Origin of the sequence: Segetibacter sp. 3557_3, assembly GCF_004354985.1 — a bacterium.
Classification (GTDB): domain Bacteria; phylum Bacteroidota; class Bacteroidia; order Chitinophagales; family Chitinophagaceae; genus Segetibacter.
In genome coordinates, this window is the sequence record NZ_SMSK01000005.1 from 144,483 (window position 1) to 158,785 (window position 14,303).

Here is a 14,303-nt window from a genome sequence, read left to right on the forward strand (position 1 = left end):
TGGGTATTAAGGTATTTGGTGTTGGGATTAGCGGATTACGGATAGCGAATTTCAAGGGATATGAGTTATGGGAGATGAGAGATGAGTCGTAATTGGTTGGAACCTAGTTTAGTTAATGAATTTACTACTTGTATTAAGTAATTAGGATCGGAAATAACCGGCGAATTGAGCTATGCCGTACAAGGGAGTGACACAACGATGTTGAAAAGAGTTCCATCAGCTTGTCCCAAAAAACTTCTTTAAGCACCGACATGTGTACTATATCGCGTAACTAAATTCAGGTACATGTATCAACAGCTCCGCTTTTCGAATTTTTACCTTTGACTTTTGCCTTTTACATTTTTCATTTTACATTTGATCTACTCTCTCACCAATGTCACGCTCATCAAACCAATAACCACATCGTTTGCGAGGGTTTGCAATACCAGGCTGGCCAACGTTTTCGAAGGATCCAGTGGCAGGTCAAGAACAGTAGCTGCGCCACCATCTATAACCCGGTTGGAAAATCCTTTTATACTCGTGTAGTTTTTGAATTCTCGGGTATCTATCCCTGATTGCAGGTGAACACGCACGGGTACAGGTGCATCGGTTGTGAAGGCATACCGATCATTGAGGTAGTCTTCCTGGATGGGCCACCAGTTTTCGGGGTTCTTCAACAACAACTTAGCACTTGTGCCATCTGTATATTTAATCAACACCTGGCCATTATCAAAGCGGCTTTGCATAGGGTTCGTAGAGCCAGCCATCAATAAATAAACATGACGGGCTTTACCACTCAAAGGGATACTAAGGGTATCGGGATAGTTGTCCCATAACGAGGTAAATGCAATATTGCGGCTACCATACTCGGCAGGGGTTGCAAGTGGTATACCCTGGCTAAGCACAATTTCGCCTTTACTGCCTGCCCTTTGCCTTAGCCCGGAGTCGTTGATGTGTGCCGTTACAAGCGGGTAACACCAGTTGCCGATACCCTGGATGGGAAGTTGCAACGTTGGTACGGCCGGCCGGGGTGACAGGTATTCGTTTTTGAATATGCTGGTGACCGCATCATTAAACCAGTCGTCCATATCAAGACGCTCTGTCTTTACTTCCGGAAGTTTGATGTTCCAATTGGTATAAGTAAGCGTGTCGGTATTTTGGCCGGATTGGAAAAACAACTGGTTGGTGCCGGGCATCAAGTGTTTCAGCGGCAGGTCAACCATCGTGTTACCATGTGCACTAATGCTGATTGCATGGTTATAGGGTGTTTTACCTTTCGTAATCAACCTGCCGGATAATGTGGAAGCACCAAGGTTCCTAATTGTCACCCGGTACGGATGCGCCGGCGTAGCAGCATCTACAAGTTGAAACCGATCGGCAATGTTAACGTTCAGCGGGATCCACCAGGTAAACTGTCCTTGCCTAACCTTCGCGAAGGCTGTGTTATCCGCGGTTTCCCGGGCGGTGGTTGCCGACAGTTTCAAAGCCGTATGCTTTACATCAATCAACAATTTTCCCGGATCGTAAATAGCTGCAAATTTTGCGAGTTTAGTCGAAACCACCAGGTTTGCTGCCGGTGTTAGTTGTGCCGGTATTGCCGGCCTTTCAAACGGTTTGCCGGCCCATGATACCTGCACCTCGTATTCGTTTGCTGCTGCTGCCCTTATTGCCATGCAGGGTGTTCCTATGGCATCAGCAACTGCATCCCAGTCAGCAGGTTTACCATTTACCGTTAATGAGCTTATGCTGTCCAGGCGGGCCGGCAGTTTGAGCAGCAAAGCAAGGGTTTTACCTTCCCGTTTGATTGAATAATGATCCTGTTCGCCAGTACGTTTAAATGCATAACGGATGTCCGGGGTTGAGAGTGATGCATGATCCCAGGCCTGCGGAAAACCCGGTGTAATGTGCAGGGTATCCTTCAACGCATCCGGAAAAATGCCAAAGAGTCCTTCAACAAGTGTGCGACCAGCCATACCAACAGGATCAGCAAAGTCGCGGTAGAGCTCACCCCTGATCGCATCGTAAAAAGAGAGCTGCTGAAAGCCGCCCGGACTCGACGATAGATACATGCTTTCAACAATGGCACTTTTCCAAAGCCGGTACGCTTCTTCTTTGCGTCCGCCCTGCCAGTACGCCAATGATGTATGCAATACCTCAGCAAGAGCTACATTGTTGATCGACCAGGTATAAGGTTGCCAGTTCGAGGTAGACAATAAGTACAGGCTTGTATCGGCAAGTCCCCTTGCACGAACAGGGATATGCGGGATGTGGGTGTCGATATAGCGCAACGAACGATAAGCCTGGAAGGGATCAGTAATTTTGGAGTCAATGGCGTGGTAGATGGTCCATATTCCCGGGTTTGTATGCACCCGCTTTAGCCCAAGCAAATCCTTGTATTCGGCATAAACTCCCTTTGCCGGCAACCAAAGGTTCGTATTCAGCGCTTTTAAGATATGATCCGCCTCAGCCTGGTAAGGAGTTGGATCTTCGCCAAGCATGGTAGCGAGCCCGGCGACGGTTTTATTCGCACGATAGTTATATGCCGAAGAATGGGTAACTCCACCACCGCTGTATTGCAATGCATCACTCGCCCATATCGCCGCATAAGCATCGTATAAACCATCTCCATCAACATCAAAGTTGCGCTTCTCCCATTTCAGGTGACGCTGCAATAGTGGAAACATTTTTCGGGCAAACGCAGTGTCGCCCGTATACTGAATATGGTTGAGCAGTTGATCAATAAACACCAGGTTCATATCGTAGTGATGCGCCCGGAAATCACCACCGGGATTACGGCTGATATAACCACTGCTGAATAACGAGGTCCCCAGCTTTTCGAGTTGCCGGGCAAGGTGTAATGCCGTATCCGAAACAACCGGACCGGTTTCGGGCGTGGTTACCTGCGAAAGGGCATAGCTGCTGAAATGTTTTCTTGCACGGTCGTGCCATCCCAAAGGATCCGCAACGTATGCACCACGCCATGCATTCAATCGCATTCGCCACGCCACGGCGCCGTGCAGGAAAGAAGGATCCTCCCAGATGGCATCGGCGGCCATTGATAATGCACCACCTATCGTGTTGATGAATGGATCAGGGGTGTTTACTTTAATCCGGCTGGCCAACGCCTTCGCTGCCGACTCTGCTTCAATGAAGTACAGCGGCAATTTTTTGTAGTCGACAATCTGGCTTGCCGATGGATTTTCAATACAATAGTAATAGGTATCGCTGCCCCTCACCAAGTAGGAGCCGCAAATAATGGGTGCCGATCCCGCCCTGGATTGTAATAGTTCTGTTGGCGAGGCTGCCAGGTTTGCTTCGGCGAGCCGTATGTCGGAGCCGGTTGGCACTGTTCCAAGCAGTTGCTTTCCGGCGACCTTCTCTCCCTTGATTGCTGAGTCGGGGCGATGCTGCACCTCGTAACGTTCAGCTTCCGACAGTATGGTACCCGTGCCATATTGAAGGCGAAATACGTTTTTATCTACCCGGTAGATGTTGTCGCGGCAATAAGCGGGTTGCATATAAAACACCGACTCCGGGTCGGCGCCAATATCGCCATCACGAGAGAATTTCTTCCCAGACGCGCCACCGTAAGCCCAAATCAAACGCAAGCTATCCACCGGCTGAGCAATTTCCGTTTTGATGATCATACCTTCCTTTCCTGCCAGCGCCAAAACCGTAACCCTGATCGTGCCGGTTCCCAACATTGGATCGGCAATATCGTAGATCATCGAACCTGTCCGATAGGTGGCTTTTACCTGCTGTGCAGCTGTCAGCCATTTACTATTTTGCCCCACCGCAATTCCCAGTTTAAAGTTGCCGCCCATGCCGGGCATATACAACGCAAATTCCGGCAGGTCACCAGCTTCCACCCGAAAGCCGGTATTGGTACCATAAAGTGCCCGGTTAAAACGTTGCCTGCCGTTTACGCAAATAAAGTCTTCACCCTGTGGTGTATAATGAATGCTTCGCGCCTTACCATGCCAGTTTCGTGTTGAGTCCGAAACCTGTCCACTTGAAACCGCAGGCAATAGCAGCCCCAGCAATGTCAAAATCATTAAGCTTCTAATCGTCATATTCAGACTAATGAGAGGGTTCAAAGTCCCCGATTTTGAAACAAAGTAAGTGCATGAAAAAATGTTTTTTATGGCCTTAGCGACGGTACTACTATTTGGCTTTTCTTGCCACGCCCGCCCGGCCAAGGCCATTCGGACGGGCTCGCTTGTACGGCAACACATTATTGAGCAAATCTGTAAAGCCATCTCGCTCACCAAGTCTTTCATATCTATACTCTATGGTTGCAATAAAACATTCTAAGTATCAGGATCGAAAAGTGTTGTTGAGCAGGGAAATGATTTAGTGTTCCCAGACTGATTCGACTGTCGTGCTCCTTTTTACTTTTTATTTTGACTTTAATTTTCTTAAAAAACATTATCAATCACCGGCCTGCTGTACTGCTCTTTACTGTTGTCTGTTTTAGGCAACCCAAAGTAGAAATAGAGGGTGCGTTTAATGGGACCTGCGATTTTCGTTGGCTCACTTTGCGGGCCAAGTGCTGATGTGTTGTAACTAATGTTTAGTGCCAGCTTGGTACCAATTGGCGGAATACAATCAAGAAACGAGATATTACCAACGGGCAGTTCGGGGTGGGGACGGGCACCCGTAAGCCCATAGAAATCGAATAGCCGTACGTATAGTCCAGTGTCTTTGCTGGCCATGTAAAACTTTCCTTCTACGGTACTAAATTCCATCCAGGTAATGTCGCCATAGTAGCCCTTAAATTCAGGTAATACCAGCGGAGAATAACCTGTCTGGGTATTGTTGTACATGTTCTGCCAAACATTCACCGGGGTACCGGCCATACGATTCTTCCACTGGCGAAGCGGCCCTTTTCCCAACCACTTTGCACTAAGCATAAAGTTTTCCGGGTAGCTGAAACTCACACCCGCAAAAGGGTAACTGCCATTGAGTGTATACTCATATTCAAGGCTTACCCATCCACTACCCAGCATCTTCCAACGCGCGTATTTCATTGCACCGTCATAGGTAAATTCAACAACATGGCTTTTACCTTCCTCGTAGTGCCTGCTGGAAACCACGTTTGCCGTTCCCTGCACCAGCACCGGTCCCTTTGCAAAGGATAGGTTGTCCATTGCAGCGTTTTTCGTTCCTGCCAGCATACCGGTACGTTTGTTCAAAAACACCGAATTTTCTCCGCCGCGTAAAATATAGGTGGTGTCTGTTTCCGTAAAAGCAGTTGCGCTGTCATTCTCCAACACGATATCAGCAAGTAACTGTGTATTGCTTTTCACCTTCCAGGTCCATTTATAGATTTCTTTTTTAAAAGGATCGAGTGCTACGAGCATTAAGGCATCGTATTTTTTATAATCAGCCGGAAGCTTTAATGCGATGTTACCTTTTGCAAGTGGGGCAATAGCGGTTGTGCTTGCTGATCCTTTTTGCTGCACAGTATAGCCATCAAATTGTTCCTTTGGCTTACGGTAGTTTACAAGTGCCCACTGAAAAGTGCATTGGTTAATGTTGGTAAAATGAAACCTGTTTTCTACTTCAATGCTGCCATTAAAGTTTGCAGGCAGTTCCGTCATGCGGATTTTAACCGGTGAAAATATTTCGCGTAGTGCATAATAACTGCCTTCTTTTTGCCGGTGTGGGCCGAGTATACCATCGGGTGCATTAAGTCCGTTTGCGTCGATGATGTTGTTCATGTCGGTGCGCACGATTCCTTCATCCACCATCGCCCAAATAAAGCCACCTCCCGATCTTTTGGCGTTCCAATGCAGTTCCCAAAAGTCGTGCATTGCCGAACCACCACCACCGTCATCCTGGGAGTGTAAAAATTCTGTCGGCATATAAATCAGGCTGTCGTTGAGGATCTTTTGGGTACTGTAATAATCTTCGTAGTGATTACAGTCGATGCCATTGAAGTCATTACCCGGCCGGTGGTGTGGATGTATCACTGGTCGTTTGCTATAATCCCATCGTACAAATTCTTTGTCGAGTTCTTTGTTGGTTCCACCCTCGTTTCCATTATCCCAGAAGATGATGGACGGGTGATTCAGGTCGCGGGTAACCATTTCCCTTACCAGTGGAATACCGGCTTTGGTACTGTAGAATTTCTGCCATCCTGCAAGTTCATCCAGCACATATATGCCGAGCGAGTCACAGAGGTTTAAGAAGTTTACATCCGGGGGGTAGTGTGAACACCGAACGGCGTTCATGTTCATTTCTTTTAGCAGGCGCACATCCAGCAGGTCAACATCCGGGTTGGTCGCCCGCCCGGTTTCGGGCCACCATACGTGGCGGTTGACCCCCTTCATTTTTATCTGCACCCCGTTCAGGTAAATGCCATCTCCCCGCCGTACCTCAATGGTACGGAACCCAAACTTTTCGCTGGCCTGGTAACCTGGCTGGCTGCCTGAGGCGAGACGAACGTTGACCTTGTAGAGGTTTGGTGTTTCGGAGGTCCATTGCAGGGCATTGGTGACTTTGGTATTCAGTACAACCATTGTGTCACCCTTTGCCGCTTTACCTGTTGCACTTCCAACAACTTCACCTTTTGTATCGGTGATATTGGCGGTGACAGTTGTTGGTTGCGATACCCCCCGCAGGTTAACCTGCATGCTAAACGAGCCATCTGCTTTGGCGTCAATAGCGGTATAATCAATATGGGTCTTGGGAACAGCTTCGAGCAAAACCGGGCGGTATATGCCACCAAATACCCAGTAGTCGGCCAGGCGCTCAGCATTGTTTACGCTTACGTCGGAGCTCATCTTACTTACCGTTACTTCCAGCAGGTTTGATTTGCCAAACTGGAGTTTGTCGCTGATGTTGTATTTAAACCGGTAGAATGCGCCCTGGTGAATGTCACCCGCTGGTTTACCATTAATCTTCACCTCGGTGTCAGTCATTGATCCTTCAAAAACAATAAATACTGTCTTGTTTTTCCATGCGGCGGGCACCATAAACCGGTGTTTGTACATCCCCTTCTCGTCGGCGAAGCGGAAGTTTTTACCGTAGGTTTTGTAGTCACGGCCATAATTGTACGCACCGAAACCCTGTTGTTCCCAGTGCGAGGGCACCTGGATTTTAGTCCATACCCCGCTATTGCGGCCGCCGGTGCAAAAGAAATCCCAGGACGCGGTGTTTTTCGTGTCGGTTCCGGAGAGATAGACCACCTCCTTGGTCTGCGCGAATGGATTAAGGCTTAGCAACAGGAGTACAACCAGTGTGGTAAAGGATTTCATATGAGCGTTAATTGTATTGATCTGCGGTACAATGTAGGAACAAACGGGGTATCCCAAGCGGGGGCGGCAGAAAAAATAGACTACAAGGGTAAGTTCAGAATCAGGTTAAAGTGCGAGGGAACAGCCGAAACCCGGAATGATGTTTAAAACAGCACGGGCGCGCGGTATGATAAGGCGAAAATTATCCCGCTGCAAAAGTGCTTACAGGCAATTGGCACGCCGCACTTCTGGCCGTACGTAACAGCTTTTACAGACAATAATTGGCAAATGCTCCCCAAAGCGATGCGGTTGAACGGAGCGTCGCAACCGGGGCTGATAAAAGAACATCCGCTGGTCAACAAAAAACAAAGCAAGTGAGTAGGTCTGCGCGTTATGGCTTGCCATACTTTATTCCCTCTGACGTCATAACGATGCGCTTTATCGTACCATCTTTATTGTAGTACAACCGGTCGATACAAACGGAGCGATGGTAACTTCCGGCATCGGGAACAAGCGCACCATTGTGGTAAATAAAGTAGGACTTATTCTTAAACTCGATTATGGCCTGGTGGTTGGTATTGCTGTTGCCGGCAATCTCGTTGATGATACCCTTAAACTCCCATGGCCCGTTGATATTACGGCTCATGGCATAAGCGATCTTCTCCGGGAACTCGTAAGCATACGAAAGATAATACCAGCCATTGTGTTTATGTACCCAGGGTGCTTCGGTAAAATGCGGCAATTTGATCGATTTAAATTCGCCATCCATCTCCACCATGTTGCTCTTCAGCTTCACATAACGCAAACCCGTGTTACCCCAAAACAGGTATGCCTGGCCATCATCGTCGATGAATACCGATGGATCAATATCATCCCAGGTGATTTTTGTATCGGTGGTCATATCATTGGTGATAAGCGCTTTGCCAATGGCATCTTTAAAAGGGCCCGTTGGTTTATCGGCAACTGCAACACCAATCGCTTTACCGTTTATCGTTTTATGTTCAACGGCGACATACCAATAGAACTTATTGTTCCGGTAAATAACCTGGGATGCCCACGCATCGCCCTTGGCCCATGAAAAATCCTTGACGGACATAGGTGAAGGATGTTCTTTCCAATTGACCATATCAGCAGATGAATAACACAACCAATCATTCATAACATATCGCGACTGCTTATCGGGAGCCTCATCATGACCGGTATACAGGTATACAGAGTCTTTAAAAACCATTGCCGCAGGATCGGCGGTGAACTTATCACGAATGATGGGATTCCCGGTAAAACGTGCGGTATCAACAGTACCACCGGCAGGCGCAACGGATCGGCGGCTACGGCAACCCCAATTTAATGCAAGCAAACTAAGTCCGGCAATTACGAGAAGTTTATTGATTTTCAATTTCGCAGATTTTGTGTTTACAAATGACAGCCAACCGTTCCTAAATTATTTCAATTGGATTTGAAGCGCCGCATCGGACAGGCCTGCTGAAGAAGCCCGCACAGTTACCGATCCTCTTGTTTCCTTTGCCTGGATGATGAGGAGAGCAAGCCCGTGAAATGCCTTTCTCGAATTGGCTTTGAACGACTCATGGCTAACCGGGTTACCGTTGTCGACTCCTGCAATTGTTGCTTCACCTTTTAGTTCGAACTGAACCAGGTTATCGGCATGGGGCACAAGATTTCCGCTTGCGTCCAGTATACGCACCTTAACAAAAGACAGGTCGGTACCATCCGCCTTTATCGATTTACGGTCCGCAGTAAGCTCAATTTTTGCAGGTGCACCGGCTGTGCTGATCTCCCTGGAAAGCACCACCGCTCCTCCCTTTCGGGATACGGCTTTTAGCGTTCCGGGTGTAAACGGAACCCGCCACATGATGTGCAGGTCGTTCCCTTGTTTTTGCTTTACCCCAAGCGATTTCCCGTTTAGAAATAATTCAACCTCATCAGCGTTGTTATAATATGCCCACACATCAACAAGCTCCCCTTCTTTCCAGTTCCAGTGCGGGAAAATGTGTAGCACATTCTTGTTGGTCCACTCGCCCTGGTACATATAGTAAACATCTTTGGGAAAACCCGCCAGATCGATGATGCCAAAGTAAGAACTCCGGGCAGGCCATGAGTATGGGGTAGGCTCGCCAAGGTAGTCGAAACCGGTCCAGATGAATAAGCCCGAAAGAAAGTCGTGTTGCTTGATCACTTTCCATGTTTCCTCGTGCGTAGACCCCCAGGGCGCAGATACATTGTCGTAGGCGGATACCATATAGTCGGGGTTCATGGCAGCGGGGGTACGCGGGCCGGAAGCAGGCCGGTTTTCGGGCCACCGCATGATGCTGTCGGATGGCATCTGGTAGAAACCACGTATTTGCAGAGCGGAGGTGGTTTCGGTGCCAATAAAGATTCTACCCGGGTACCGCTCGTGAAACTTTGCGTATTCGTTATGGTGGTAGTTGTAGCCGGTAAGGTCTATAGCTCCCGACTGAATAATTTTATTGCGCACATCGGGGTTGTTGTTGGCCGCGGTAATTGGCCGGGTGGTGTCGAGCGCCCTGATTATCCCGGCGAGTTTTTGGGCAAGTACCCCAGCCGAACTATCTGCCTGTTCCGGAATTTCATTGCCAATACTCCACATCATTACACTTGGGTGATTACGGTCGCGCTTCACCTGATCGGCGAGGTCCCTTTCATGCCATTCATCGAAATACAAATGGTAATCGTAGCGCATCTTACGCCTGCGCCAAACATCGAAAGCCTCATCCATGACCACGAAGCCCATGCGATCACAAAGGTCGAGCAGTTCAGGAGCAGGCGGGTTATGGGAGGTGCGAATGGCATTAACACCCATTGTCTTGAGGATCTCCAATTGCCGCTCGAGTGCGCGTGTATTTACAGCAGCCCCAAGCGCGCCGAGATCGTGATGATTGCAAACACCAAGCAGTTTCATCGGCTTGCCGTTCAGGCTAAAACCCTTGTCAACATTAAAATCGAAGTAGCGTATACCAAATGGGGTTACATAATCGTCCACCAGTTTCCCGTTTACCAATACCCTGGTTAAGACCGTATAGTTGTATGGCCGTTCAACCGACCATAGTTCGGGGCTTTTAATGGAAAATGTTTCCGGGAAACTGACTGCTCCTTTTGCCGACATTCTGCCCTGCTCCGTTTTTCGTGTAACTTCTTTGCCGGTGGCATTGCGGATGATTGTCTCAACAATAAATCCAACTGAACCTGCGCCTGCACTTTTTAGACTGGTTTGCACAACTACAGTTGCGAGCCCCTTGTTAACTACGGGAGTACTAACAAAAGTACCCCACTGCTGAACTGCTACGGGGCTGGTGGTAATAAGGCGCACGTTGCGATAAATGCCGGAACCCGAATACCAACGTGAATTGGGTTGCTTTGAATTATCCACTTTAACTGCAATCACATTCGGTTCACCAAACTTCAGATAAGGCGTAAGGTCATACGAAAACGAGATATAACCATTCGGCCGCAATCCAAGATAATGGTCGTTGATCCAAACTTCAGATCGTTGATAAACACCATCGAATTCTATGCTCACCAACTTACCTTTTGAAGTTGCTGGCAGGTTAAACCGCTTACGATACCAGCCTATACCACCGGGCAGCGCGCCACCTTCGGGAGTGGCCGGATTGCGCCGATCAAATGCCCCTTCTATGCTCCAGTCGTGTGGAAGATTTAGCGTGCGCCAGGCGCCGGAATTAAAGCCGGCATCTTTGTACTGGTCGTTTTTATCCACTGTATCGGCATAATAAAATTGCCAGGTTTTATTGAAGTTTTGGATTTGACGTGAACCCTGTTGAGCAAAACAATTATGCATGCAAAAGGCAGCAACGACGAAAGCGATCAGCAACAACCTGGTCATGGCAACGATGGTATTTAAACAATTCTACGAACCTATTTTGTAAAGCTGTGCAATTCTAATCAAACCATCAAATGCATGCACAATGCATTAAACATTAATCCCCCGGAACGGCTACCGTTACAATCAGATACTGCCACCATCCACGTTAAATTAAAATACAACAACAAATGATGTAGGGTCGTGTGCTGTATTGCAACAAGCGGACATGGATTTTAGTGAGCCTGAAAGCTAACCGGGGTAATTGTTACCGGCCCCAACAGACCTGAAGGAAGCGGCTGCCAGCCTGAGGCATCAAAAATGCCGTTTTTTGCATTTTCACGCCTGCGGGCAGGCATGTTGGTATTATAGAACTTCTTCCAGGAAATGTTGTTTTTGTCCATGTAGATGATCCGGTTTGCCATCAGGTTTGCGATAGTAATTTCGAGTTGATTGGTTGCCTTCAACGCTGTAGCCGGTATAACCAGCAAGAAGTCGGGGCCTATTAAAGTACCCAATTTTTTTCCGTTCAAAATCACTTCAGCAGTTTCGTGCACCTTGCCAAGATTAAGCTTCCATCCGGTTGCGGAGCCTGCAGGTTTTGCAAATGCAATGGCGTATCTGGCTGTGCCTGAAAAGTACTTGTAAGCGTCGCCTTTCAGATCTGTCCATGAACCTAGGTTCGGTATCACGATATTAGCCGGCAGAGATGGACCACCTTCAATAAAGGTCAGTTTCCAATCACCCTCAATTGGCTGTGCTTCCCCGGTGACGGTAGCATACGGATATTTGTTACCCGACTTAACGGATGTAAACAGTTTCACAATTACAGATTCGTATGGCTGTAATTGGAGCAGTACTTCAGTTGTGCCGTCTTCACCGGCTCTAAACCTTGCGATGCCACTGTTTGCCGTCATGGCATCAAACAAGGCAACCGATCGGGCCTTTCCCTGCAACGATACCCAGCTTTCAACCGCTTTATCGCTTCGGTTTGCAATGAAATAGGTTTGTCCATCCTTGTTCTTGCGCCGGATAAATTGTAGACCTAAATCGTGCAAAGTTTCCCGGCGCACCTTAGCCGCTGATAGCATTGCCTGCATATCGTTGCTAACCATAAAGAAACCTTTACCAATTGTTGCAGATTGCACATTACCACTGCCGGTAAACTTTAGAGCAGCCAGGTTGTTTTGAAACGCTGCCCTGTTCTCTTTAAGGTGAGCGTAGCCCGGAACATCTTTCGGCAGTTTTTTATACACCAAAATAGTAGCACCATTTCTTGCAAGTGCTACCAACTTTTGGAACGATGCTGCAGGTATATATTCATTGGCAGGCAGTAAGATGGTTTGGTAGGCATTGCCACCTGTCAGCACCTGTTTGCCCCCGCTAAAATGTTGAAGTTGCTTATCTGAAAAGAAGTCGAAGCTGTAACCATTTGCCTGCATCCATTCTGAAACCGATTTGAAGTCTGTACCTTCAAACTCGCGACCCATGCCGTCGAAGTGCTGCAGGAGCTCGTTCTCCGGAACAGCATATCGGTCGGCCAACGGGTAGTAAACAAGGATATCGTTATCGGGTTGTCCCGCTTGCAAAAACGACTGGTTTCGGGCGACATAGGCATTCAGCTTATGAAAGTCTTTCCACTGTGGATTGGTTTGTTGAAAATGAACGGCTGCATAAAAAAGCCAACCGGGCCATTGTTCTTGTTTTGGCGAGTAGTTTACCCCATGGTAGAAGATGTGGTTAACCCCACCAAGCATAAACAAGTCGAGGATTTTTTTTACATCTCCCCACGACGATAAGAAATGTTCGTTCAGCCAGGTGGCAGCTTCGCAGGAAGCAAGCGGCTTACCCAGAACGTGGGCCGCAGATGTTGCAAACTTATAACGCATGATGTCAATACCCTCTGTTTCGGGTATATCAATGGCACCATACAAGTCGAGCAGGTTGGCAGGTGAGCCATGCGATTGGTTACGGATGATTGCGCCTTTTGTTGTCCCCCATTTTTTCCACTCCTGGGTAAAGTCTTCTAGGATCAGTTCGCCAATGGTGGTGCGATAATCAAACAGCACCCGGCTGTTCAGGTCAGCATCGGATTTTTGAAACAATGCCGGAAGAAATTTGCTGAGGTCGTAACCTCTTCGGCGTTGAAATTCCGACAGCAGGTTAGCTGTCCAGTTCGACTGACCGCGGGCATCATCCACTTCGTAGCTATCGTTAAACAGTGCACGGATACCGGAGATGTCGTGACCTTTAAAAGCTTCATCGAAATTTTTGAAGTAGTGTTTTAATGCATCAGCAGAAAAGTGATCTATGGCATATCCTTCACCGCCGGGTGCCGCACGCTCCACCATCTTACCATGCAGTGCTTCAAATAGACCATAAAGGGTCCAGTTACCTTGCGGGGCTTTCCAGTTCAGCTTTCCTCCTGCGCCTACGTTTGCAGTGATGTTTATGGCTTCACCCTTATCGCTGTATGCCATCAGCAATTTCAGGGGCAGTTCTCCTCCGAACTTTACCTGGTCGAGTGCAAGTTCCTGAAGGTTCTTGTTTTGTGCAATTACCGGAAGTATGTCTTCCACTTTCGCCGTCTTATTGTTTGCAGTTCGCACAAAAGGCTCTTGTACATAAGTGATGTTATCCCTGAGCTCCTCGCCTGATGCAAGTGCCCAAGTTTTGTATACAACCGTCTTACTTGCTTCCTTTTTGGTTATTGCTGGCCCACCAAATGGCCAACCTGTACCGTTCGCGAGATCGATGCCCAACCCCAGGCGTTTTCCTTCTGCAAGTGTATGGTCGAGCATGGCCATCCATTGCGGGGATAGAAAGCTGAGGAACTGTTTTTCATAACCCATCACACCATAGATGGGCGTAATTTCCAAACCGCCCAAGCCAGCCGCTTTGTACTCCTGCATGTTGAGGGTGAGATCTTTTTTATTTACCGCACTTCCCTCCCACCACCATCTTGCCCAGGGTTTGGCTTGTTGTGTTATCGCGGGCCATGTTACCTGCGCCTGTGTAGTAATTAACGATGTACTTATAGCAATGGTTAACAGCGATCGTTTTATACTCATCGTGTTGTTAAGTTATGTTGAATGTTGTATGTTAAATTTTGAATGAAGCGTTACAGTTGTTTAATACGATGTGAAGCTTTTCCAATTTCATTGTGTTTATGAGGATTTGTAGGGTACTAGCTGAAGAGTCTTCCGACAACATCGGCGTGCGGCGAC

At 47.9% G+C, this 14,303-nt stretch carries 5 protein-coding genes; all 5 read right to left on the minus strand.

Going from position 1 to position 14,303, the window contains the following annotated elements:
- Positions 1–359: 359 nt before the first annotated feature.
- The 5 genes from EXU57_RS10265 to EXU57_RS10285 all read right to left on the minus strand — a co-directional run bounded on the left by EXU57_RS10265 (position 360) and on the right by EXU57_RS10285 (position 14,147).
- A complete protein-coding gene (locus EXU57_RS10265) occupies positions 360–4,076 on the minus strand; it encodes a DUF4450 domain-containing protein (protein ID WP_207955454.1) in 3,717 nt (1,238 codons plus the stop codon).
- A gap of 321 nt (positions 4,077–4,397) precedes the next feature.
- Positions 4,398–7,241, minus strand: coding sequence for a glycoside hydrolase family 2 protein (locus tag EXU57_RS10270; protein ID WP_133268114.1), 2,844 nt, complete (start codon positions 7,239–7,241; stop codon positions 4,398–4,400).
- 370 nt (positions 7,242–7,611) lie between these two features.
- Positions 7,612–8,616 carry a glycoside hydrolase family 43 protein gene (locus EXU57_RS10275; RefSeq protein WP_207955455.1) on the minus strand — a complete coding sequence of 335 codons (1,005 nt, stop codon included), beginning with the start codon at positions 8,614–8,616 and terminating at the stop codon, positions 7,612–7,614.
- A 45-nt stretch (positions 8,617–8,661) separates the two neighbouring features.
- Positions 8,662–11,100 carry a beta-galactosidase GalB gene (gene galB / locus EXU57_RS10280; RefSeq protein WP_133268115.1) on the minus strand — a complete coding sequence of 813 codons (2,439 nt, stop codon included), beginning with the start codon at positions 11,098–11,100 and terminating at the stop codon, positions 8,662–8,664.
- A gap of 212 nt (positions 11,101–11,312) precedes the next feature.
- The gene (locus tag EXU57_RS10285; protein WP_133268116.1) at positions 11,313–14,147 is read right to left on the minus strand and encodes a glycosyl hydrolase; all 2,835 of its coding nucleotides are present in this window, start codon (positions 14,145–14,147) and stop codon (positions 11,313–11,315) included.
- Between the last annotated feature and the right edge of the window lie 156 nt (positions 14,148–14,303).

Coding starts and splice junctions, on each gene's coding strand:
- EXU57_RS10270 (WP_133268114.1), bottom strand. CDS start 7,241: ATGAAATCCTTTACCACACTGGTTGTACTCCTGTTGCTAAGCCTTAAT.
- galB (WP_133268115.1), bottom strand. CDS start 11,100: ATGACCAGGTTGTTGCTGATCGCTTTCGTCGTTGCTGCCTTTTGCATG.
- EXU57_RS10285 (WP_133268116.1), bottom strand. CDS start 14,147: ATGAGTATAAAACGATCGCTGTTAACCATTGCTATAAGTACATCGTTA.